Below are 21,122 nucleotides of genomic sequence, written 5' to 3' on the forward strand. Positions count from 1 at the left end.
GGTTCGGATCGATCCGGACCGACAATCTGCCACACGGAGGCGGGGTGCTTCCCCGGCCGCCGGCCCGGCGTGAGCCGATCCGCGGATTCCGGCGCTGCCGCACTGTCGGGCAATGTCTGCCTCCAGCGATGCAAGACTGCCACAGGAATCGGCAGGATGATTGCATGCTGTGCAGCCGGCGCGGCTCCCGCCGGATCGCTTTCACGGTCCTGTGAAGCCGCGCCCTCCGATCGACCCTTCACCCGTCGTCCGACCCGCAGCAACCTGCCTGTCCGGCCGGCACCGGCTGCACATCCACAAGGCAGAAAGCCGCACAGAACGGCACGCCTGCCCGAGAGGCTCGACATGCGATTCTTCCTCAGACGGGGCCTGCCCGGCCTCGCGCTCCTCCTTCTGTCCGCGACGCCGAGCTTGGCGGCGGCCGGCACCGTCGACAGCGGGCAGGTCGCCTGGATCCTCACGGCCTCGGCCCTCGTCCTGTTCATGACGCTGCCCGGCCTCGGCCTGTTCTACGGCGGCCTCGTCCAGGCCCGGAACGTCCTCTCGGTGCTGATGCAGTGCTTCGCGATCTGCTGCATCGCCTCCGTGCTCTGGGCGATCTGCGGATACAGCCTCGCCTTCGATGGGAACGGCGCCCTGATCGGCACGCTCAACAAGGCGTTCCTCGCTCATCTCGACGCGGTGCGGGCCCCCACCCTCCTGCCCGAGAGCGTGTTCGCGCTCTACCAGATGACCTTCGCGGTAATCACGCCCGCGCTCATCATCGGGGCCTTCCCCGAGCGCGTCGCCTTCCCCTTCGTCGCCCTGTTCTCGGCCCTGTGGCTGATGCTGGTCTACGTGCCCGTGGCCCACTGGATCTGGGGCGGCGGCTGGCTCGCCGGGCTCGGCACCCTCGATTTCGCGGGCGGCATCGTCGTGCACACGACGGCCGGCGTCTCAGCGCTCCTGCTCGCCGTGATGGTCGGCAAGCGTCGGGGCTTCCCGGCCGCGCTGCAGCCGCCCCACAGCCCCGGCATGACCATGATGGGCGCCGGTATGCTCTGGGTCGGCTGGTTCGGCTTCAACGGCGGCAGCGCCCTCTCGGCGGACGGCAGCGCCGCGAACGCGATCCTGGCGACCCACCTCTCGGCCTCGGCGGGCGCGCTTGCCTGGACCGCGGCCGAGTGGGTGAAGATCCGCAAGCCGACCTCGATCGGCATCGTCACCGGCTGCATCGCGGGCCTCGCCACGATCACGCCGGCGGCCGGCTTCGTCTCGCCGGCGGCCGCCCTCGCCATCGGCAGCGCGGGCGGCCTCCTCTGCTTCTACGCCACGCTCTACGTGAAGCACCGGCTCGCCATCGACGATTCCCTCGATGTCTTTGCCGTGCACGGGGTCGGCGGCATGCTGGGCTCGCTGCTGCTCGCCGTCTTCGCCCTGCCCGACCTCGGCGGCGCGGGCCTCGGCGAGGGGGCACGATGCTGCGCCAGCTCGGCGTGCAGGCCCTCGCGATCGCGGTCACCGCCCTGTGGTCGTGCCTGGTGACCTACGCGCTCACGCGGATGATCGGCGCGATCACCCCGCTGCGGGTCGAGGCGGAGGCCGAGTACGAGGGCCTCGACATCGCGAGCCACGGCGAGCGGGCCTACGAGTACACCTGAGGCGCGCGCCGGCACCGATCCCCTCGGTGCCGGGCAGCCCGGCGCGTCGGCGCCGGCCGATCAGGGAGCGAGCGCGGTCGGCCCTACTTGCCCGAGAGTAGCGGCGACCAGGTCGGGTCCGAGGCGTAGGAGGGCGTCGGCACCGGCTGCTCGACCCGGCCGGTGATGTCGACCATGTAGAGCTTGCCGCCGCCCTGCCCGCCCGGATCTCGGAAGAACAGCACGTACTGGCCGTTCGGCGCGAAGGTCGGGCCCTCGTTGTGGAAGCCTTCCGTGAGCACCCGCTCACCCGAGCCGTCGGGCTTCATCACGCAGATGGCGAAGCCGCCCTTGCGCTGGCGGGTGAAGGCGATGAGGTCGCCCCGCGGGGACCACGCCGGCTGCGAGGCGGAGCCCTCGCCGAAGGAGATGCGGTGCGGGTTTCCGCCGTCCGCGCCCATCACGTAGATCTGCTGCGACCCGCCCCGGTCGGACTCGAACACGATCTGGCTGCCGTCCGGCGAGTAGGTCGGCGAGGTGTCGATGGCCATGCCCTGGGTGATCGGGCGCTGCGCCTTCGAGGCGAGGTCCATGGTGACGATGTCGGCGTTGCCGCCCTGCTGGACGCTGAGCACGAGGCGGCGCCCGTCCGGCGAGAAGCGCGGGCTCGCGCTCATCGAGTCGAAATTGCCGACCGCCTGACGCGTGCCCGTTTCCAGGTTGATCACCTGGATGCGCGGCTGGTGGCCGGTCTGCTGCGTCATGAAGGCGATGTCCTGCGTCGCCGGCGAGTAGCGCGGAGCGACGATCGAACTCTCGCCCGTTGTGAGCGCGCGCACGTTGGCGCCGTCCTGGTCCATCACCATCAGGCGCTTGCGGCGGTTCTCCTTGGGGCCCGACTCGTCGACGAAGGCGATGCGGCTGTCGAAGAAGGGGCCCAGCCCCGTGATCTTGGTGTAGACCGCGTCCGAGACGAGGTGGCCGGTCCGCCGGGCATTGGCCGGGTCGGTGGCGTATTGCTGGCCCGTCATCTGCTGGCCGGACGTCACGTCCCAGAGGCGGAACTCGACCTTGAGGCGCCCGCCGCCGTCGCGGGAGACGCGGCCCGTCACGAGGCCCTGGATGCCGGTGGCGCGCCACTTCTCGAAGCTCGGGGCCGCGTCGAAGGACGGCACCTCGGGGAAGCGCGCCTTGTCCAGCGGCACGAAGTAGCCGGAGCGCCGCAGGTTGTTCGTCACGACGCTCGAGACGAGGTTGCCGAGGCTCGGATCGCCGGAGAAATCCGTCACCGCGATCGGCATCGGCTGGAAGGCGCCGCCGCCGATGCGCAGCTGCAGCTGCGCGAAGGCGGGCGAGAGGCCGCCGAACAGGGCGAGCGCGAGGGCGGCGAGCAGCGTGGCGACGGTGCGGCGCCGCGGCGTCGGGCGATGAGGCATGGGGCTTCGCTTTGTTTCGGGAACGTCTGAGCTGTCGGGGAGGGTTTGGCCGGCGGGTCACGCCGCCGAGAACTCGAACTCCGCGTTAATGGCTTTCCAGTCGTTGTAGTACGGCGCGTACTGGGCCGGGATCTTGTAGGGCGCGCAACGCCTGACGGCGCGCAGCGCGGCCTGGGCGATCGACTGGTCGACGGCGCTGGCGCCGCCGCGCATGATCCGGGGCTCGGCGGCGAGCGAGCCGTTCTGGTTCAGGCGGATGTCGAGCATCGGCAGGACGACGCCCTGGGCGGCGCCCGGCGGGGCCGAGTAGCACCGCTCGATCTGCTGCTGCAGCATGCCCACGAGGGCATCGCGGAGCGAGGGCGACAGGCGCTGCGCCGTGCCGGTCGCGGCGCCCAGCGAGGCCGTGCGCTGCACCTCGTGGCCGGTGGCGCCGCTCGATTGCGAGGGGACCTTCGAGGCGAGCATCTGCCGGATGTCGCCCGCGTTGAACTTGTCGGCGAGCTCGGCCTGCTTCTTGGCCTTGGCCTCCGCATCGGCCTTGGCCTTGGCATCCGCCACGGCCTTCGCCTTCGCCTTGGCGGCCGCCTCGGCCTTGGCGGCGGCATCCGCCTTGGCCTTCGCCTCGGCCTCGGCGGCCGCCTTCGCCTCAGCGATCTCCTTCTGGCGCTCGGCCTCGGCCTTGGCCTCCGCCTTGGCTTTCGCCTCGGCCTCCGCGCGGGCCTTGGCGTCCGCCTTCGCCTTGGCCTCGGCCTTCGCCTCGGCATCCGCCTTGGCCTTGGCTTTCGCTTCCGCCTTGGCCTTGGCCTCGGCGGCGGCGGCCTCGGCTTCCTGGCGCTCGATCAGCTTGTCGAGTTGCTCGCGGCGCTCGGTCTCGGCCTTCTCCTGGGCGGCTTTCGCCTCCGCCTTGGCCTTGGCCTCGGCCTTCTTCGCCTCGGCGGCGGCCTTCGCCTCGGCCGCAGCCTCGGCTTTCTCCTGAGCGGCCTTCTCGGCCTTCTCCTGGGCCGCCTTCTCGGATTTCTCCTTGGCGGCCTTGGCGGCCTTGGCGACCTCCTGCGGGTCGGGCTCGGCGATGCGCAGCGGCACCTCGTCCACGCTCGCGACCTTCATGTCGGCCGTGCGCGTCGGGGCGGCCGGCGCGTCGACCTTGGCATTCTCGGGCTCGCGCTCCTCGAAGGTCTCGGCCTTGCGGTCGGCGCGGGGCTTCGCGTCCGGGAGCGGCTTCTCGGCGTTGCGCTCGCCCTTGGTGATCTCGGAGAACTGGTTCTCGGTGATGACCTCGACGGGCACGCCCTCCTGCGCCTCGGGCAGGGCCTCGGCGGAAATGCCGACGAGGGCGAGCGTCAAGAGCACCACGTGCACGCCGGCCGAGAGCCAGAACCCGGGTTCGCTGCGGTCGAAGGGGAGCGCCACGGCGGCCCGTCCGCTACTTCTGGTCGGGTTCGGTGACGAGGGCGACCTTCTTGAAGCCGCCGCCGGTCACGATCGCCATCACCTGGGCCACGCGGCCGTAATCGACCCGCTTGTCGCCGCGCACGAAGACGCGCTCCTCGAAGCCGGATTTCGAGACCTCGGTCAGCTTCGGCACGATCGCCTCGTCGCTCAGCTCGTCCTCGCCGAGAAAGATCTGCCCGCTCTGGCGGATCGAGAGGGTGACGGGCTTGGTGTCGGAGTTGAGGGGGCTCGCCTTCGATTGCGGCAGGTCGAGGGGCACGCCGACCGTCATCATGGGTGCGGCCACCATGAACACGATCAGCAGCACCAGCACGACGTCGATGAACGGCGTCATGTTGATCTCGTTGATGGCGCCCGTGCGCCGGCCGCGCCGCCGCCGCTTGCCGCCGCCCTGTGCCGCTCCGTGGGCCATGCCCATGCTGCTCGTCCTCGGATGTCGGGGAAATCAGGCGGCGAGCGAGAGGCGCTCGTCGATCTGGCGGGAGAGGATCGCCGAGAATTCGTCGGCGAAGCCCTCCAGCCGCGACTGCGACTTCGCCACCGTTGCCTGCAGCTTGTTGTAGGCGAGAACCGCGGGAATCGCCGCGAAGAGGCCGATCGCGGTCGCGAACAGCGCCTCGGCGATGCCCGGCGCCACAACCGCGAGCGAGGTGTTCTTCGAGGCCGCGATCGAGGTGAAGGCGGTCATGATGCCCCAGACCGTGCCGAACAGGCCGATATAGGGGCCGGCCGAGCCGATCGAGGCGAGGAACAGGAGGCGCGATTCGAGGCGCTCGACCTCGCGCTGGATGGTGACGTCGAGCACCTTGTCGATGCGCTGGTTGAGCGACTGGATCTGCCGGCCGGAGCCCTCGAAGGAGCGCTTCCACTCGCGCATCGCGGCGACGAAGAGGGCGGCGAGCCCCGTGGCCGGGCGGTCGTTGAAGGAGCGGTAGAGCTCCTCGAGGGAGCGGCCGGACCAGAACGCATCCTCGAACGCATCCATCTCCACCTTGGTGCGGCGGAACAGCAGCGTCTTGTCGACGATGATCGCCCAGCACCAGACCGAAGCCCCGAGAAGCCCCAGCATCACGATCTTGACCACGAAGTGGGCCTGCAGGAACAGGCCGAGCAGCGTCATGTCGGCGACGGGCGCCTGCGCCGCCTGCATGGCATCGGCTGGGTTCATGGCAAGATCCTCAAGTCCCCGGGGCCACCGAAGCGCGGGCGCAGCCCGCCCGCTCCAGCTCAGATCCGCGAGCGATATCAACGGGGAATCGCCGTCGAATCTGTCGAAAGTAAGGGCCAGGCTTGCGCGGCCGGCCCGAACACTTCGACCGGACGAGTTAAGGGGCGGCAGGGTTAAGGAATGGTTGCCGAACCTGCCTCAGGCCGGCGGCGCGAGGGCGCGCCGGAGGGAATCGGGCAGGCGGATCGCCCGGCCGGCCCGCACGCAGGCGACGACCACCTCGGCCCGCACCAGCGTCTCGTCGCCCCGGCGCACGGCCTGCGCGAGATGCATGGAGGCGCCGCGCAAGTCCCGGGTGGCGGTGAGCACGGTCAGGCCGTCGTCCATCCGGGCGGGCTTGAGGTAGTCGATCTCCATCCGGCGCACCACGAAGACGAGGCCGTCCGCGTCGCGGTGCAGGTCCGACTGGTCGCCGGCCAGGCCCCGCAGCAACTCCGTGCGCCCGCGCTCCATGAAGCGCAGGTAGCTCGCGTGGTAGACGAAGCCCGAGAAGTCGGTGTCCTCGTAATAGACGCGCACCGGCAGCGCGTGGGCGCCCTCGAAACTGAAATCGCTCACGCGACCATCCTCAAGTCAGGCGTCGGAAGCCTCGGCAACGTCGCAATCGGTCGGCGAGCCGGGATCCAGCGGAGACCGCGACTCACGGGCGTCCTCAACCCTCCCCGTCATCCGCGAACAGCCCGAACTGCGTGGCCGGGTCGCGCCGGGGCTCGGCGAAGCCCATGTGGCGGTAGGCGTGGGGGGTGAGCACGCGCCCGCGCGGCGTGCGCTGCACGAAGCCTCTCTGGATCAGGTAGGGCTCGATGATGTCCTCGATGGCGTCGCGTGGCTCCGAGAGGGCGGCCGCGATCGTCTCGATGCCGACCGGCCCGCCGCCGAAGGAATTGACGATCATCGTCAGATACTTGCGGTCCATCACGTCGAGGCCGACCGGGTCGACGTCGAGCATCTGGAGGGCGCGGTCCGCGATCGCCCGCGTCACGATCGGCGCCTCGTCCACGATCGCGAAGTCGCGCACCCGGCGCAGCAGGCGCCCCGCGATGCGGGGCGTGCCGCGGGCCCGCTTGGCAATCTCGTTGGCGCCCTCGGACGACATGCCGAGGCCGAGCACCCGGGCGCCGCGGCTGACGATCAGCTCCAGCTCGTCGATGTCGTAGAATTCGAGGCGGATCGGGATGCCGAACCGGTCGCGCAAGGGGGTGGTCAGCAGGCCGGCGCGGGTGGTGGCGCCGACGAGGGTAAATTTCGGCAGCTCGATCTTCACGGAGCGCGCGGCCGGGCCCTCGCCGATGATCAGGTCGAGCTGGTAATCCTCCATGGCGGGATAGAGGATCTCCTCCACCGCCGGGTTGAGGCGGTGAATCTCGTCGATGAAGAGCACGTCGCGCTCTTCGAGGTTCGTAAGCTGCGCCGCGAGGTCGCCCGCCTTGGCGATGACGGGGCCCGACGTCGAGCGGAAGTTCACGCCGAGCTCCCGCGCCACGATCTGCGCGAGCGTCGTCTTGCCGAGGCCGGGCGGTCCGACGAAGAGGACGTGGTCGAGGGCTTGGCCCGTCTTGCGGGCGGCTTCGATGAAGATCTGCATGTTGGCGCGCGCCGCCCGCTGCCCCACGAACTCGGCGAGGCTCAGGGGGCGGATCGACTGGTCGACGTCGTCCGGGCGGCTCTCGGGATTGAGGAGCGACTTCGGGGCGGGCAACTTGCTCAACGGGGCTCGCGGGTCGGGCTGAAAGCGAAGGTCACGGAGGTGTTAACCGCTCCGGCGCTCCAGCACCACCGCGGCATCTCGGCCCGCATCCTCCCGCCGCAGCCCCCCTGAACCCTGTTGGCCGAGGCGGGCCGGGGACTTGCAACGCCCTGCCCCGAACAGCATTAGTTTTCCGTATCGAGACAGGGTTATGAAAGTCATGCGTCCCATGGCGAGACTCGCCCTCGCCGGAGCCGCGCTCGCGATCCTCGGCGCCGGGCCGGCGCCGGCCCAGATCGTGCCCGAGACCTCCGGCAAGACCTCGGCCGCCAACTCGCCCGCGGCGGTTGTCCAGACCGGCGCGCGCAAGCGCCTGAGCTGCTTCGTCTGCGCGACCGAGACCGCGGAGCCGCCGCGCGGCGACGGCCGGCGCCCGCGCGGGTCCGGTCAGTACTGAACCGTCGCGCGCAGGCCGAGCACCACGCTGTTGCGGAGCCGCGCGAGGTCGGGCCGGCGCGGATTGCCGGCCCCGCCGCCGGGGGCGGCGACGTATTGCAGGCTCGGCTGTACGGTGAAGCCGGGCGCGACGACCGCCTGATAGGTCAGCTCCAAAGCGGTCTCGCTGCGCCGGATCGGGAGGGGAAGCCCCGCGAAGAGGGCGCGGTCCCAGTCGGAGAGGCGGGCGCGCCGGGCGATGCGGGTATGGGCGAGCCCGAGACCGGCGACGTCGTCGGGCCGGCCCGGCAGCAGCCCCTTGTAGACGATGCCGGCATCCGCGTAGAGGCTGACGAGGCTCGCGGGCGACGGCGAGGCGGCCACGCGCGCGAACACGGCCGCGCCGCGCTCGCCCGCCTCGTCCTCCCGATAGACGGTCTGATCGAAAAGCGCGTAGAGCCCGTCGTTCCCCCGGCGCCGGGCCGGCAGGCCGGAGCTCCAGGGGGCCGCGAGCGGCACGCCGCCGCGATCGATCCGGACATCGTCGAAGGCGCCGAAATGGTGGAAGTAGCCCACCTTCACGACGCCCGTGAGGTCCGGGCCGGGGCCGCCGAGGCTGTAGGCCCGCGCGGCCTCCGCGATCAGGAAGGGCGATCCGTGCAGGCTGAAATCCGTCCCGTCCGGATTGCGGCGCTGCGGATCGAGGGCGAGGCGGCTCCCGCGCGCGTGAGCCGGGTCCCCGTTGAAGAGGCCGAACATCAGGCTCGTCTCCGGGGCGGCCTCCCATCTGACCCGGAGACCCGGGGTCGCGAGCGGCGCGGCCGGCCCGCCCGACGGCAGGTTGGCCGCGGCGATCACCGGCCAGCCGAAGGTGCCGTTCGTGAACAGCGTCGCGGACGGGCTGACCAGGAACTCGGCGTCCGCGGCGAGGTTGCCGGCGCGGAGGCTGAGCGTCCGGTCGAGGAAGCCCTGCTCCAGCCAGAGTTCGTGCAGCCGCGTCGCCGGCAGGCCCTCGATCCCGCTGACGGGCGCGAGGCTCCCGACATGGTAGCGCGTCGGCCCGGTCCCGTGGATCTGGTAGGCATTGGCGTGGACGCGCAGCCCCTGCCAGCCGGCCAGCACGCCGAGATCGGCATCGACCTGGACGTCGAGCCGGCCCTCGTACACGCTCCGCCGCCGCAGGCCGCCGCGCAGGATTCCGATGGTCTCGCCGATGGAGGTGAGGCCGATCTCGATGCCCCGCGCCTTAAGGGCCGCGCGCCCGTCATCGAGGGCCGAGGCAAGCCCTGCCGGCGCGCCGGCGAGGAAGGCTGCGGCCAGCAGGATGCCGCATAGACGCGAACGCAGCCGTCCGGCCATTGACGCCACTCGAACTCTGGAAACGCGGAGGACGGGAGCCCGAGAATGGGACTCCCGCGGGGATCGGCCGTCAGGCGGCGCGGATCGTGGCGAGGAAGCTCCTGACCTCGCGGTCGAGGGCCGTGGCCTGCCCGGTCAGGTCGGAGGCCGAGGCGAGGACCTGGGCGGCGGCCGCCCCGGTCTCGTCGGCCGCGCTCGCCACCCCCGCGATGTTGGCGGAGACCTCACCGGTGCCCACCGCCGCCTGCCCGACATTGCGGACGATCTCCCGCGTTGCCGCACCTTGCTCCTCCACAGCCGCCGCGATCGCGGCCGCGACCGCGTTCATTTCGCGGATGCGGGCCGAGATGCCGCCGATCGCGCCGACGGCCTGCCCCGTCGCGGCCTGGATCGCGCCGATCTGGCGCTCGATCTCGCCGGTGGCCCGGCCCGTCTGGCCCGCGAGTTCCTTGACCTCGCTCGCCACCACCGCGAAGCCGCGTCCCGCTTCGCCGGCCCGGGCCGCCTCGATCGTCGCATTGAGCGCCAGCAGGTTGGTCTGATCGGCGATGGTCGAGATCAGGGCCACGACCTCCCCGATCCGGGTGGCGGACTCGGCGAGGTCGCGGACGAGCTCGTTCGTCGCGTCGGCCTCCGTGACGGCGGAGGCGGCGAGTTGCGACGAGCCGTCGACCTGCCGCCCGATCTCCGCCACCGAGGCGCCGAGCTCCTCGGCCGCGGCCGCCACGGTGGCGACGTTCGATCCGGCCTGCTCCGCCGCGGCCGCGACCGTGGCGGATTGGGCGGCCGTCTCGCCCGCCGCGCTCGTCATGCCCGTCGCGGTGAGCTGAAGCTGGCCCGCCGAGCCGGACACCGTGCCGACGATCCCGCCGACGGCCTGCTCGAACCGGTCGGCCATGTCGCGCAGCACCGCCTTGCGCTGCGTCTCGGCATCGGTGCGGGCCTGCGCCGTCTCCACCTCGAGCTGCCGGGTGCGGATCAGGTTGTCCTTGAACACCTGCACGGCCGCGGCCATGGCGCCGATCTCGTCGCGGCGATGCGCACCGGGGATCTCCCGGCCCGTGTCCCCTTCGGCCAGGACGCGCATCGATGCCGTGATGCCGGTGATCGGCCGGGCGATCCAGAAAAAGCACAGGGCGGCAGCGCCGAGCGCGAGACCGATCGCCAGCGCCAAGCTCGCGAGGCTCACGCTCCCCGAGCGCGTCGCGCTCGCGACGCCACCCGCGGCTTCGCTCGCCGCCCCCTGCCGGTTGATCTCGACGAGCCGGTCGAGGACCTCGCCGGAGGCGTCGTAGAGCTTGCGGGCATCCGGATCGGCGACGAGCCTGAGGGCTCCGGCGGATTCCCCGCGCGCGGCGGCCGCCTGGATCGGCGCCGTGGCGGCGACGTAGCGCTCCCAGAGCGTCGAGAAGGTCTCGTAGGTCGACCGCTCCGCCGGCGACGAGATCATCGGCTCGTAGGTCTTGCGCGCGTCCGCCAGCAGCGTCACCTGCCTGCCCAGAAGCTCGACCGCCTCGGCGAGGGAGCCGGCATCGTCTCCGAGCGTCGCCAGCCGGTACTGCCGCAGGCGGTAGTCGGAGGTGATGGTGTTGATGCGGTTGACGATGTCGACCGAGGGCAGCCAGTTCGTCGCGATCTGATCGAGGTGGCCCCGCATCGTCCGGGTTTCGTGGACGATGAACAGGCCCTGCGCCGCAGTCATGAGGGCCATCACGGCGAAGAGCGACATCAATATTGATTTAATTGATAATTTCATGGCCTTGTCCAATCGAGACCCGTCAAAAAGAAGCTATTGCTGCCATTAAATATAGATTTTACTGATTAACCCGGCATTTCGCAGCGATGATGACGCGCCGATCGCCAAGAACATTTCGCGTCAAAAGAAAACGCCGCCCAGGGTGTCCCTGGACGGCGTCACGCATTTCTGTTCACGAGGACCCGCTCCGAACCGGCGCGCGGCGCGCCGGCCGGAGCGCGAGCCGCTACTCGACCTCGGGCTCGATCTTGTCGAGGCCGCCGATGTGGCGCTGCGCGTAGAGCGGCAGGCCGATCTGCTTGATCAGTTCGAGTTGCGTCTCGAGGAAGTCGATGTGGCCTTCCTCATCGGTGGCGAGATCCTCGAACAGGATCTTCGAGACGCGATCGTTGATCGACTCGCAGTATTTCGCCGCCTCCAGATAGAGCGAGCGGGCCTCGTTCTCGGCGGCGAGGTCGCACTCGATGATCTCCTGGACGTTCTGCCCGATCCGCAGCGGGTCGAGTTCCTGGAGATTGGGAAAGCCCTCGAGGAAGAGGATGCGGTCGACGAAGCGATCCGCGTGGTTCATCTCCTCGATGGATTCCTTGCGCCAGTATTTGGCGAGCTCGACGTAGCCCCAATCGTTGAGCATGCGAAAATGGAGCCAGTACTGGTTGACCGCCGTCAGCTCGCTACGCAACCCTCGATTGAGGTACTCGATGACTTTGGTGTCGCCCTTCATCCGCCTGTCTCCCTGAGGCACTTGTCAGCCGGGAGGGGCGGTCCTGCACGCGTCAGGCGGCGATCCCCTCCTCCGCTGTTTGGACCTTGACCAAAGAGCAGGTGCTTGCGCAAGCGGGCGAACAGGAATGTGCGGCCTCATCAAGGGCCTTCTGCATGATCGATCGGATGGTCCGGGCGCAGCGCCCGCATTTCGGGCTGCAACCGAGGCAGGCATAGACCTGCGCGGGCGTGCGCGGGCAGCCCGGTCCCGGACCCAGGCAGGAGCGCACGGCGCCATCGGATAGGACGTTGCAGGAACAGACGATCATTCGGGACCGCAACTCGGGATGCGGCGTAGGCCGCAGGGTGACGGACGGCCGAGCGGGATGACCACCCGACCGATGGTGCGACGATGCCGGGACAGGGGAGGATCCGAAAATCCGAGTTCCGGCACAGCTTTGACGACTAGATTAGAATTATTGAAATCTAGAGCACTTTCAATGGGTTAGCCTTGATGCACCTCACTTGGCAGCGCGGCTTCGCTCCGTCAAGGGCTCCCGCGCACCACCCGTGTCGGCTGCGTCCGAATGTGACAGGTGCGGCCTGACCCGGTCGCTCAACCGGCCCGCCTCGCGCCATCGTAGCACCGGCCGCGCCAATCTGGTATACGGAATGCCAACAAACGGAGGGCGCCCGCATGACCATTCTGTTCCACCATCCCGCCGCGTTCGAGCACCGGACTCCGCACGGGCATCCCGAGCGCCCGGAGCGGATGCGCGCGGTGCAGAAGGCGCTGGAAGCGGAGGCTTTCGCCGGGCTCGACCGGCGCGCCCCCGAGCCGGCTCCCCTTGCCACCGTGACCCTCGCCCATCCCGAGGCGTGGGTGCAGGCGATCGTGGCAGCGGCCCCGACCGACGGCCTGGTCAGCATCGATTCGGACACCGTCCTGTCGCCGGGCACGCTCGATTGCGTGCTGCGGGGCGTCGGCGCGGGCGTCCAGGGTGTCGATGCGGTGATGAGCGGGGCGGCCAAGAACGCGTTCTCGGCGATGCGCCCGCCCGGCCACCATGCGGAGAAGACACGCGCCATGGGGTTCTGCGTGTTCAACAACGCGGCGATCGCCGCGCGGCACGCCCGGACCGTGCACGGAGTCGAGCGCGTCGCCATCGTCGACTGGGACGTCCACCACGGCAACGGCACCCAGGACATCTTCTGGGATGATCCTTCGGTGCTGTTCTGTTCGAGCCACCAGATGCCGCTCTATCCCGGCAGCGGCGCCGTCTCGGAGGAGGGCGAGCACGGCACCGTCGTGAATGCGCCGCTTCGTCCCGGCGCCGATGGCGAGAGCTTCCGCGAGGCCTTCGAGAGCCGCATCCTGCCGCGCCTCAAGGCGTTCCGGCCCGACCTCATCATCATCTCGGCGGGCTTCGACGCGCATTGGCGCGATCCGCTGGCGAACCTGATGCTGGAAGCCGAGGATTTCGAATGGGCGACCCGGCAGGTCCTGGAGGAGGCCGAGCGCTGCTGCCAGGGCCGCGTCGTCTCGCTGCTCGAGGGCGGCTACGACCTGACCGGCCTCGCGGATTCGGTTTCCGCGCACGTGCAGGTGCTGATGGAGGCGTGAGCCTTCCCTCTCACTCCGCCGCCCGCGCCGGCGCGAGCGCGGCGGGCGTCGGCTCCGGCCGCTCGAAGCCGAGCACTTGGTCGGCATGCGCGATCGTGGCGGGGCGGTGGGCGACGATGACCCGGGTCATGTCAAGCTCGCGCAAAGCTGCGGCGATCGCGGCCTCGGTCGGCTCGTCGAGGTGGCTCGTCGCCTCGTCGAGGAACAGGATGTCGGGGCGCCGGTAGAGGGCGCGGGCGAGGATGACCCGCTGCTTCTGTCCGCCGGAGAGCGTCGAGCCCATGTCGCCGACCAGCGTCTCGAAGCCCATCGGCGTGCGCCGGATGTCGGCGAGGATCGCGGCGCGGGCGGCGCATTCCTCGATCCAGCCCTGGTCCGGCCGCTCGTCGAAGCAGGCGATGTTCTCGGCGATCGAGCCCGCGAACAGCCCGTCGTTCTGCATCACGCCCGCGATCCGGCGGCGATAGGCGGCGGGGCCGATCGTGCGGATGTCGCGCCCGTCGACCGCGACGCTGCCCTCGCTCGCCGAGAGCAATCCCATCATGATCTTCATCATGGTGGTCTTGCCGCAGCCGGAGGGGCCGGTAATGGCGAAGCTCGTACCCGCCGGCACGTCGAAGCCGAGGCCGCGAAAGATCCAGGGCTCGTCGGCGCCGTAGCGCAGCGCGAGGCCGCGCACGGCGATGGCGCCCGCCCGCGAGCCGGCGACGGCGGGAGCCGCCACCTCCGGCGGGGCCGCGCCCGGCCGCTCCTCGGGCTCGGTCAGCACGACGTCGGAGAGCCGATCCGTCTGCACGTCGAGCATGCGCAGCTTGAAGCCGGACTCGATGAGATTGCCGACCCGCTGCGAGAACTGGTCCCGGTAGGTCAGGAAGGCGACGAGCATGCCGAGCGTCATCGACTGCTCGATCACGGCGCGCGCGCCGAGCACCAGCAGGATCAGCCGGTCGGCGCCGAACAGCAGCTCGTTCGCCCGGCCGAAGACGAGGTCGAGGCGCTGCAGGCGCAGCCGCGCGTTCAGCGCCGTGACGAACTGGTTCATCCAGGCGCCGCGGCGGCGCTCGCGAAGCCCGAGGAGCTTCACGCTCGCCATGCCCCGCACCGTCTCGATGAAATGCGTCTGCTGGCGCGCCTCGGCGACGATCGCCTCCTCGGTGCCCTCGCGGTAGGCCGCGAAGGCCGCGACCCGGAGCGCGGTCGTCAGCGCCGTCGAGATCAGGGCGACGAGGGCGAGCCAGCCGCCGTAGACGGCGAGCATGATCAGCATGCCGATCGACATGATGCCGTCGAGCACCGCCTGGACGAGGTCGGTGGTGAGGCCCTTCTGGATCGTCGCGAGGGAGCCGAACCGGGAGATCACGTCGCCCACGTGCCGCTTCTCGAAATAGTCGAGGGGCAGGCGCGAGAGGTGGTCGAACAGGCTGCCCGACCATTGATAATTCAGCGTCGAGCCCGCCAGCATGATGGCCCAGGTGCGCGCCACCGCGAGGGCGAGTTGGACGAGGAGCAGGAGCACGACGCCGATCGCGACCACGAGCAGGAGGTCGAGGTCGGCGTTCACGATCACCTCGTCGATCACGATCTGCGAGGCGATCGGCATCAGGATCGCGATGAGCTCGATTCCGAGGGACAGGGCGAGGATCTGCCCGAGCGCGCCGCGCACGCCGCCGATGTTGCGGAACAGGTCCGCGAGGCGAAAGCCCGGGGGCGGGCTCGCGCGCACGAAGCCCTGATTCGGGCTCACCTCGAGCGCCACGCCCGTGAACTCGCGCGAGGCCTCGGCCAGGGTGAGGCTGCGGCGCCCGCGGGCGGGATCGTGCACGACGATGCCCCTGGCGCGCACCTCGGCCAGCACCACGAAGTGGTTGAGGCCCCAGTGCAGGATGCAGGGCAGCTTGAGGCGGCCGAGATCGGTGAGCTCGACGCGCAGCGCCCGGGCCGCGAGACCCATCGTCCCCGCGAGGTCGATCAGGTTGCGCAGGGTCATGCCCTTGAGGGAGAGGGCGTGGCGGCGGCGCAGCGCGCCGAGATCGATCGCGTGCCCGTGGTGGCCGAGCACCATGGCGAGGCAGGCCATGCCGCACTCGGCGGCCTCGGCCTGCAGGATGACGGGCAGGCGCCGGCCGAAGCCGAACTGGAGGGCGTCGCGCACGGCCACGCCTCAGCCGCCCTCGGTGACGAGATCGACGCTGCGCTTGACCCGAAAGAGCGGGTCGAGCAGCCAGCGGTAGAGCGGGCGCGTTTCCAGCGCGATGTCCGCCTCGACGCGCATGCCGGCCTCGAGCCGGCGGCGCTCGCCGTAGGCCAGCACGCCGTCCTCGTCGGGCCGCACCACGATCCGGTAGATGCCGCCGGCCTTCCGCACGCCCGCGGTCTCGGGCACGTCGTCCCCGTCCAGGGGTGCGCGCGTCACCTCCGTCACCACGCCGCGGTAGAGGCCGAAGCGCTGGAAGGGGAAGGCGGCGTAGCGCAGCATCACCGAAGCGCCCGTCTCGATGAAGCCGATCGAAGCGGAATCGACGAAGAGATTCGCCTGAAGCCGCCCCTCGCTCGGCAACAGCGTGAGCAGGGTTGCGCCCGCCCCCACGCTCTGGCCAGCCTGAGCGCGGATCGAGGTGAGGATGCCGGCCTCGGGCGCACGCACCTCGATCGCCCGGCGCGCCTCGCTCTCGGCCCGCTGCTGCTCCAGCTGGGCCGCGCTGCGGTCCATGTCGGCGATGTCGCGGGCGAGGCGGTCGTCGAAGGTCGCCCGCTGCGACTTGAGGTCGGCGATCCGGCCACCGAGCTGCAGGTTCGTCTGCTTGAATTGGGCAAGCTGCGTGCTCGCCTGCATGTAGAGGTAGTTCTGGCTCTGCAGGTCGGCGGCGCGGGCGAGGCCGTTGGTGACGGCCTTCGCGAGCACGTCGACGCGCTCCCGCAGGGGCTGGACCAGCCGCTCCTGCAGGTCGATCTGCTCGGACAGCTGGTGGGCCTGCGCCTCTAGGTTCGCGATCTGCTCCGAGAGCGCGCGCTTCTCGGTCTCGGCGGTGGAGGCACGCAGGCTCCGCTGCTTCTCGACGCTCTCCTTCTGCCGGCCGAGCTCGTCGATGACCCGGGTCTGGGTCGGGCCGCTCGCGGAGACCGCGTCGAGATCGATCGTGAAGAGGAGCTGGCCCCGCTCGACCCGACCGCCCTCGCGGCCCCCCGCGGCGCTGACCCGGCCCGCAACGGGGCTCGTCAGCGTGATCAGGCCGACATTCGGCGTGAGCAGGCCCTGCGCATGGACGCGGCGGGTGTAGCTACCGAGGGCGGCGTAGGCGAGCGCGGCGAGGATCAGCGCGAGGCAGACCCCGGTCACGAAGCGCAGAGGCAGCGGCTGAACGAGCTGCGCTTCGCCGAGCCAGGCATCGCGCCGGGCCGCGGCGACCTCGCGCCGGAAGAGCGGCGACGTCATCGCGGCCCTTTTGGCCGGCCGGGGCGGTGAAGATCAAGGGGCAATGTCCGCAAGCGCACGGTTCGCGGACCCGCCGCTCGACGGGATGGGCGTCCCCACGGAAGCGACGGCCGCCGAAGCGACAGTGCGAGGCGGAGCACTGCAGACCGGCATTCCTCGATGTTGCAGTGCAGCATGAGCCGATCGCCGAACCTGCCCCGGCCGGCCTACGCAACTCTTCGTACGAAACAGGACGAAGATACCCTGTTTCAGGCACTTGGAGGCGCGCGCTGAGCCGATGCTTGACCGTTTCCGCATCGCGCCCCGCGGCGTCACGAACGCAGGTTGCGTCATCCGACCGCACCCTGCGCGATTTCGCGCGCGCTTCCGGCAGCTTGCCGCCATTGAGGCCGAATTGCGGCGCTGCCTTGCTTTGGCCATCTCCCCGACGGCGCAGCGCTCTGACCGCTCCAAAAGCTCCGTTCCCGGAGGAAGATACCGCCGAGCTGCAGCTCGAACGGGGCAGCATGAATTTTGAATGCCGAGCAATTCGTATTGCTCTGCACAATTTGCACGGGTTGAAGCTTCATTCCGGCCATGCTCCCCTATTGGACGAAGCGTTGCTTAGAGCGCTTCTCTAGAGGCTGGAAGAAATTCTAGCCAATAGTTTGCAGTCTAGGAGAAAATTTATGTCGCAGAACTTCGATACCATCCGTGAGCTGGGTGCTTCGGAACTGGATGAGGTCGGCGGTGGCCTCGATGTCGGCCTCGGCGTGGGTCTCCACGTCGATGCTAGCCAGGAGCTCGGCGCGGTCTCGGGTGCGATCGATCAGGTCGGCGGCTTGGTAGGCGGTCTTCTCGGGACGGTCGGCGGGCTGCTCGGCGGCGTCACCGGCAGCGTCGGCCTCAACAAGTAGGCGCGAAGCCTCGGGCGGCGGGACAATCCCGCCGCCCATGCAGGGTGCGGCAGCGATCTCGAATCCGTCCGGAACGGGTCCGTCACGGCCCCGTTACTCAAGCCTCCTCGGTCCCGGCCCGGAGGCCGCCTGTGTTTCACCCGGACGCCTCGAAACTCGAGTTGCTCGCCCGCCTCGGCTACGGCGCGCGCGGGATCGTCTACTGCCTCGTGGGCGGCCTCGCCGCGCTCGCCGCCATCGGTTCGGGCGGCCAGACCGGCGGTAGCAAGAGCGCGCTGGCGAGCCTGCTCGGCCAACCCTTCGGGCGCGCCTGGATCGGCCTCATCGCGCTCGGTCTCGTCGGCTTCGCGCTCTGGCGGGTGATCGAGGCCGTGACCGACGCGGACCGGCACGGCCACTCGGCCAAGGGCCTCGCCGTGCGCGCCGGCCATGCCGTAAGCGGCGTCGTCTACGGCGGCCTGGCGCTCTCGGCCGCGCGGCTCGCGATGGGGAGCGGCGGCGGTGGCGACGACCGGGCGGCGCGGGACTGGACCGCGTGGCTCCTCGCCAAGCCGCTCGGCCAAGTCCTCACCGGGCTCATCGGCGCGATCGTGATCGGGGTCGGCCTCGCCTACCTTCGCAAGAGCTGGAAGGGCGACGTCCTGCGGCGGCTCTCGCTCCCCTCGGAGGTCCATCGCTGGGCCGTGCCGGTCGGGCGCCTCGGCTTCGCCGCGCGGGGCGTGGTGTTCACCCTCATCGGCGCCTTCCTCATCCTCGCCGCCTTCCACAGCCGGTCGGCGGAGGCCAAGGGACTCGGCGAGGCCCTGCAATTCATCGGGCGGCAGCCCTTCGGCTGGGTGCTCCTCGCGGTGACCGCGGCGGGCCTCTTCGCCTTCGGCCTGTTCGGATTGGTGCAGGCCCGCTACCGCCACATCGACGCGCCGGACGCCTCCGACGCGAAGGCGGCGCTGCGGAACGCCGCCTCGTCGCTGCGCGGCACCTGACGCGCATTCCGGAAACGACGGTGCAAAAGGCGTGTGCCCGGGCCGGACGGCCCTTTGCGAAGACCTGAGTCCGTGCTCCTCTCACCTGATCATCTCGGTCGAGAGGAGACGATCATGCGCGCCGTGTCCGTTGCCGTTCTGGTCCTGGCCTTCGCGGGCCACGCGATGGCTGCCGAGGGCACCTGCAAAGCCAGGGCCTCCGAGAAGAAGCTCGCGGGCGCCGCGCTCACGAGCTTTATGAAGAAGTGCGAGACCGACGCCCAGACCACCTGCGACACCTCCGCCGGCGACAAGAAGCTCTCCGGCGCGGCGAAGACCAGCTTCACCAAGAAGTGCGTGACGGACGCCGTCGGCACCTGAGGACGATGCCGGGCGCCGGCTGAGCCGGCGCCCTCACCCCTCCGTGATGACCCGGTCGAGCGCGATGTCGTGCGGCTGCGGGTAGATCGTCTCAAGGCGCCCCAGCGAGAAGCCGACCCCGATCGTCCGCGGCCTCGCCGGCATCGCGGCGATGGTCCGGTCGTAGAACCCGCCGCCGTAGCCGAGGCGGTAGCCCTGCCCGTCGAAGCCGACGAGGGGCACGACGAGGAGGTCGGGCTGGACCGGGTCGCCGGCCTCCGGGGTCGGGATGTTCCAGATGCCCTGGACCATCAGGCTGCCGGGCGACCATTCGCGGAAGACGAGCGGCTCGCCCTTCGCCACGATCACCGGGAGGGCGAGGCGGGCGCCTTGCTCCCGCAGGGCCGCCATCACGCCGCGCGGATCGTACTCGCCCCGGAACGGCCAGTAGAACCCGATCAGGCCGGCGCCGCTCGATTGCACCGCCTGGGCGAGGGCGAGATCGATCTGGCGGCTGCAGGCGATGCGGTCGTCGGACGGAATCGCCACGCGCCGAGCGATGAGGGCGGAGCGCGTCTCCTTGCGCCACGTCCGCACCGTCGGCCAGTCGGCGTCGCCCCCGGGGCGGGCCGGCAGTTCGGCCGGCGCCTCCAGACCGGGCCGGGAATCCTCGGACACGTCACCCATCACGCCACTCCACTCCGTCGCCAAAGGGCTCTCAGGGACGGCCCCGCGGGGCCGGGTTCGGTCCGGCGGCCCGTCACTGGCCTCCGAAGGCCCGCAGGGGACGGCCGGCTTCCGAGCGGTGCACCATCTCCGCCTTGCCCGCGTCCGGATCGATCGCGGCGAGCCGCGGCCCCACCGCCGCGTGCAGCGACATCTCGCTCCGATCGAGGACGAGGTTCACCCGCTCGCACCACTCGGCGCCCGGGCGTGGACCGCCTCGGCCTCGCGGACCGCCTCCAGGAGGACGGCACGCATCTCCGTCAGGAGTTGCGGCGTCAGGGGCGGCCGGGTCTTCGCGGCGTAGGCCTCCGTGATGATGTCCGCCCACTCGTCCGCCGACCGTGTCCGTTGCGCACTCATGGCGGGCCACCTCGCTATCGTCGGGCACGACGCTCGGCCTCGGCCCGCGACGCAGGCCGGAACGGAGCGACGGTAGCATGTCTTCCCAGCGGGCGAATACGGAATCTGGAGGACAGCCCCGAGGTTTCGCCGAGACGACCCGAAAGGAGCGCAGCCCCGCGGGCGCCTCTCGTGTCGGCCTGACCTGCGGGAGCGTCCGATCCCGACCGTCTGCGAGCGTACCCTGCGCCGAACCGTGTGGACCCGCGCCCGGCGCGCTTCCGCCGTCCCCGGAAACGGGGCAACTTAACGCCGGTCGGCATGAAGAGGGCGCACCGCATGAAGCGGCAAGGACTCGGCCCGCGGCGGCTGATGCTCGCTCTGCTGCTGCAGACGGGCGTGCTCGCCGGACCGGCGAAGGCGGAGATCCGTGTTCTCGCCGCCAAGATCACCGGCGGCGAGCTCTGGGTGCTCGGCTCGGCCGATGCCGTGGATTCCGAGATCACCCTCGACACCCGCTTCTCCGCCCGGACCGACAAGAGCGGAAACTTCGAATTCCGGATCGTCTACCATCCGGCGAGCTGCATCGTGACCCTGCGGGTCCGCCAGCAGGACCGCGCCGCGGTCGTGGGCGATTGCGGGCAGCAGGGCCCGGCCGGCGCCCCCGGACCCGCCGGCCCGCGTGCGGCCGCGGCGGAGGCCGTCGCGGGACCACCGGGCCCACCCGGACCGGCGGGCAAGCCCGGTCCGCAAGGCCCTCCCGGACCGGCGGGAGAACCCGGCCCGGCGGGGCTGCCGGGTCCGGCCGGGACGAGCGGCACGGCCGGCCTTCCCGGGCCGCCGGGCCCGCAGGGGCCGCGCGGCGAGGCGGGACCGGCCGGACATCCGGGCGAGACGGGTCCCGCCGGGCCGGCCGGAGCGCCCGGCAAGATCGGCCCGCGCGGGCCTGCCGGGCCGCCGGGGCCGCGCAACGTCGTGGGGACGCGGGGCGCGCAGGACCCGGACCGATCGCGCTCGCGCGCCGGTCCCGAGGATCCCATCCCCCTGCAGCCGCCGGGTGCCGCGGCGCCGGAGGAACCCTATTGAGGACGGCGGCGGGTTT

Annotated in this window: 23 protein-coding genes; 8 read left to right on the forward strand and 15 right to left on the reverse strand. The window is 70.7% G+C overall.

Annotated features, from left to right (window positions below; translation table 11 throughout):
• Positions 1–345: 345 nt before the first annotated feature.
• Together DK389_RS07495 and DK389_RS34830 are read left to right on the forward strand one after the other, a co-directional pair.
• Complete coding sequence (locus DK389_RS07495) at positions 346–1,524, forward strand: ammonium transporter (RefSeq protein WP_250645684.1); 1,179 nt, start codon at positions 346–348, stop codon at positions 1,522–1,524.
• On the forward strand, positions 1,458–1,640 hold the full coding sequence (locus tag DK389_RS34830; RefSeq protein WP_250645685.1) for a hypothetical protein: 183 nt from the start codon (positions 1,458–1,460) through the stop codon (positions 1,638–1,640). Before DK389_RS07495 ends, DK389_RS34830 begins: the two co-directional genes overlap by 67 nt.
• An 83-nt stretch (positions 1,641–1,723) precedes the next feature.
• Here DK389_RS34830 and tolB read toward each other — a convergent pair whose 3' ends face one another.
• From tolB to ruvB, 6 genes are all read right to left on the reverse strand, one after another.
• A complete protein-coding gene (gene tolB, locus DK389_RS07500; RefSeq protein WP_109888527.1) occupies positions 1,724–3,055 on the reverse strand; it encodes a Tol-Pal system beta propeller repeat protein TolB in 1,332 nt (443 codons plus the stop codon).
• Positions 3,056–3,112: 57 nt separating this feature from the next.
• The gene (gene tolA / locus DK389_RS07505; RefSeq protein ID WP_109888529.1) at positions 3,113–4,468 is read right to left on the reverse strand and encodes a cell envelope integrity protein TolA; all 1,356 of its coding nucleotides are present in this window, start codon (positions 4,466–4,468) and stop codon (positions 3,113–3,115) included.
• Positions 4,469–4,481: 13 nt separating this feature from the next.
• Entirely contained in the window at positions 4,482–4,928 is a 447-nt protein-coding gene (locus DK389_RS07510; protein WP_109888531.1) for an ExbD/TolR family protein, read from the reverse strand.
• 27 nt (positions 4,929–4,955) lie between these two features.
• Positions 4,956–5,678, reverse strand: a complete 723-nt coding sequence (tolQ, locus tag DK389_RS07515) for a protein TolQ (protein WP_109888533.1) — start codon at positions 5,676–5,678, stop codon at positions 4,956–4,958.
• A gap of 198 nt (positions 5,679–5,876) precedes the next feature.
• On the reverse strand, positions 5,877–6,296 hold the full coding sequence (gene ybgC, locus DK389_RS07520; protein ID WP_109888535.1) for a tol-pal system-associated acyl-CoA thioesterase: 420 nt from the start codon (positions 6,294–6,296) through the stop codon (positions 5,877–5,879).
• A 94-nt stretch (positions 6,297–6,390) separates the two neighbouring features.
• Positions 6,391–7,446, reverse strand: a complete 1,056-nt coding sequence (gene ruvB, locus DK389_RS07525; protein WP_418292015.1) for a Holliday junction branch migration DNA helicase RuvB — start codon at positions 7,444–7,446, stop codon at positions 6,391–6,393.
• A gap of 208 nt (positions 7,447–7,654) precedes the next feature.
• Between ruvB and DK389_RS07530 the strand changes: the two genes are divergently transcribed.
• A complete protein-coding gene (locus tag DK389_RS07530; RefSeq protein ID WP_109888536.1) occupies positions 7,655–7,882 on the forward strand; it encodes a hypothetical protein in 228 nt (75 codons plus the stop codon).
• On the opposite strand, the gene DK389_RS07535 is transcribed toward DK389_RS07530, so the two are convergent.
• The 4 genes from DK389_RS07535 to DK389_RS33990 form a co-directional block, all read right to left on the reverse strand.
• Positions 7,873–9,219 carry a carbohydrate porin gene (locus tag DK389_RS07535; RefSeq protein WP_109888538.1) on the reverse strand — a complete coding sequence of 449 codons (1,347 nt, stop codon included), beginning with the start codon at positions 9,217–9,219 and terminating at the stop codon, positions 7,873–7,875. The genes DK389_RS07530 and DK389_RS07535 overlap by 10 nt on opposite strands.
• Positions 9,220–9,289: 70 nt before the next feature.
• Positions 9,290–10,975 carry a methyl-accepting chemotaxis protein gene (locus tag DK389_RS07540; RefSeq protein WP_109888540.1) on the reverse strand — a complete coding sequence of 562 codons (1,686 nt, stop codon included), beginning with the start codon at positions 10,973–10,975 and terminating at the stop codon, positions 9,290–9,292.
• A 226-nt stretch (positions 10,976–11,201) separates the two neighbouring features.
• Complete coding sequence (gene bfr, locus DK389_RS07545) at positions 11,202–11,699, reverse strand: bacterioferritin (RefSeq protein WP_109888542.1); 498 nt, start codon at positions 11,697–11,699, stop codon at positions 11,202–11,204.
• A 52-nt stretch (positions 11,700–11,751) separates the two neighbouring features.
• Complete coding sequence (locus DK389_RS33990; protein ID WP_109888544.1) at positions 11,752–12,009, reverse strand: (2Fe-2S)-binding protein; 258 nt, start codon at positions 12,007–12,009, stop codon at positions 11,752–11,754.
• A gap of 368 nt (positions 12,010–12,377) precedes the next feature.
• On the opposite strand from DK389_RS33990, the gene DK389_RS07555 reads away from it, so the two are divergent.
• Complete coding sequence (locus DK389_RS07555) at positions 12,378–13,304, forward strand: histone deacetylase family protein (protein WP_109888546.1); 927 nt, start codon at positions 12,378–12,380, stop codon at positions 13,302–13,304.
• 10 nt (positions 13,305–13,314) lie between these two features.
• Here DK389_RS07555 and DK389_RS07560 read toward each other — a convergent pair whose 3' ends face one another.
• Both DK389_RS07560 and DK389_RS07565 read right to left on the reverse strand, forming a co-directional pair.
• Complete coding sequence (locus DK389_RS07560) at positions 13,315–15,456, reverse strand: peptidase domain-containing ABC transporter (protein ID WP_418292016.1); 2,142 nt, start codon at positions 15,454–15,456, stop codon at positions 13,315–13,317.
• A gap of 9 nt (positions 15,457–15,465) precedes the next feature.
• The gene (locus DK389_RS07565; RefSeq protein WP_109888549.1) at positions 15,466–16,737 is read right to left on the reverse strand and encodes an HlyD family secretion protein; all 1,272 of its coding nucleotides are present in this window, start codon (positions 16,735–16,737) and stop codon (positions 15,466–15,468) included.
• 668 nt (positions 16,738–17,405) lie between these two features.
• Here DK389_RS07565 and DK389_RS07570 point away from each other — a divergent pair.
• The 3 genes from DK389_RS07570 to DK389_RS07580 all read left to right on the forward strand — a co-directional run bounded on the left by DK389_RS07570 (position 17,406) and on the right by DK389_RS07580 (position 18,976).
• Positions 17,406–17,633, forward strand: a complete 228-nt coding sequence (locus DK389_RS07570; protein WP_109888551.1) for a hypothetical protein — start codon at positions 17,406–17,408, stop codon at positions 17,631–17,633.
• Between the two features lie 131 nt (positions 17,634–17,764).
• Entirely contained in the window at positions 17,765–18,616 is an 852-nt protein-coding gene (locus DK389_RS07575; RefSeq protein WP_109888553.1) for a DUF1206 domain-containing protein, read from the forward strand.
• Between the two features lie 114 nt (positions 18,617–18,730).
• The gene (locus tag DK389_RS07580) at positions 18,731–18,976 is read left to right on the forward strand and encodes a hypothetical protein (RefSeq protein ID WP_194075173.1); all 246 of its coding nucleotides are present in this window, start codon (positions 18,731–18,733) and stop codon (positions 18,974–18,976) included.
• A gap of 33 nt (positions 18,977–19,009) precedes the next feature.
• On the opposite strand, the gene DK389_RS07585 is transcribed toward DK389_RS07580, so the two are convergent.
• From DK389_RS07585 to DK389_RS34000, 3 genes are all read right to left on the reverse strand, one after another.
• Positions 19,010–19,642: a 5-formyltetrahydrofolate cyclo-ligase gene (locus DK389_RS07585; RefSeq protein ID WP_109888555.1), complete on the reverse strand. Its 633-nt coding sequence runs from the start codon at positions 19,640–19,642 to the stop codon at positions 19,010–19,012.
• Between the two features lie 73 nt (positions 19,643–19,715).
• On the reverse strand, positions 19,716–19,862 hold the full coding sequence (locus tag DK389_RS33995) for a hypothetical protein (RefSeq protein WP_236960705.1): 147 nt from the start codon (positions 19,860–19,862) through the stop codon (positions 19,716–19,718).
• Complete coding sequence (locus tag DK389_RS34000; protein WP_236960707.1) at positions 19,859–20,041, reverse strand: hypothetical protein; 183 nt, start codon at positions 20,039–20,041, stop codon at positions 19,859–19,861. The genes DK389_RS33995 and DK389_RS34000 overlap by 4 nt, the downstream gene beginning before the upstream one ends.
• A gap of 318 nt (positions 20,042–20,359) precedes the next feature.
• Between DK389_RS34000 and DK389_RS07595 the strand changes: the two genes are divergently transcribed.
• Positions 20,360–21,106, forward strand: a complete 747-nt coding sequence (locus DK389_RS07595; protein ID WP_236960709.1) for a hypothetical protein — start codon at positions 20,360–20,362, stop codon at positions 21,104–21,106.
• Positions 21,107–21,122: the final 16 nt, after the last annotated feature.

Origin of the sequence: Methylobacterium durans (genome assembly GCF_003173715.1) — a bacterium.
Classification (GTDB): domain Bacteria; phylum Pseudomonadota; class Alphaproteobacteria; order Rhizobiales; family Beijerinckiaceae; genus Methylobacterium; species Methylobacterium durans.

Coding starts and splice junctions, on each gene's coding strand:
- DK389_RS07595 (WP_236960709.1), top strand. CDS start 20,360: ATGAAGCGGCAAGGACTCGGCCCGCGGCGGCTGATGCTCGCTCTGCTG.
- DK389_RS07530 (WP_109888536.1), top strand. CDS start 7,655: ATGGCGAGACTCGCCCTCGCCGGAGCCGCGCTCGCGATCCTCGGCGCC.
- DK389_RS33990 (WP_109888544.1), bottom strand. CDS start 12,009: ATGATCGTCTGTTCCTGCAACGTCCTATCCGATGGCGCCGTGCGCTCC.
- DK389_RS07570 (WP_109888551.1), top strand. CDS start 17,406: ATGTCGCAGAACTTCGATACCATCCGTGAGCTGGGTGCTTCGGAACTG.
- DK389_RS34000 (WP_236960707.1), bottom strand. CDS start 20,041: ATGAGTGCGCAACGGACACGGTCGGCGGACGAGTGGGCGGACATCATC.
- tolQ (WP_109888533.1), bottom strand. CDS start 5,678: ATGAACCCAGCCGATGCCATGCAGGCGGCGCAGGCGCCCGTCGCCGAC.
- DK389_RS07535 (WP_109888538.1), bottom strand. CDS start 9,219: ATGGCCGGACGGCTGCGTTCGCGTCTATGCGGCATCCTGCTGGCCGCA.
- DK389_RS07585 (WP_109888555.1), bottom strand. CDS start 19,642: ATGGGTGACGTGTCCGAGGATTCCCGGCCCGGTCTGGAGGCGCCGGCC.
- DK389_RS07565 (WP_109888549.1), bottom strand. CDS start 16,737: ATGACGTCGCCGCTCTTCCGGCGCGAGGTCGCCGCGGCCCGGCGCGAT.
- DK389_RS07495 (WP_250645684.1), top strand. CDS start 346: ATGCGATTCTTCCTCAGACGGGGCCTGCCCGGCCTCGCGCTCCTCCTT.
- DK389_RS07555 (WP_109888546.1), top strand. CDS start 12,378: ATGACCATTCTGTTCCACCATCCCGCCGCGTTCGAGCACCGGACTCCG.
- tolB (WP_109888527.1), bottom strand. CDS start 3,055: ATGCCTCATCGCCCGACGCCGCGGCGCCGCACCGTCGCCACGCTGCTC.
- DK389_RS07540 (WP_109888540.1), bottom strand. CDS start 10,975: ATGAAATTATCAATTAAATCAATATTGATGTCGCTCTTCGCCGTGATG.
- DK389_RS07510 (WP_109888531.1), bottom strand. CDS start 4,928: ATGGGCATGGCCCACGGAGCGGCACAGGGCGGCGGCAAGCGGCGGCGG.
- DK389_RS07580 (WP_194075173.1), top strand. CDS start 18,731: ATGCGCGCCGTGTCCGTTGCCGTTCTGGTCCTGGCCTTCGCGGGCCAC.
- bfr (WP_109888542.1), bottom strand. CDS start 11,699: ATGAAGGGCGACACCAAAGTCATCGAGTACCTCAATCGAGGGTTGCGT.
- DK389_RS34830 (WP_250645685.1), top strand. CDS start 1,458: ATGCTGCGCCAGCTCGGCGTGCAGGCCCTCGCGATCGCGGTCACCGCC.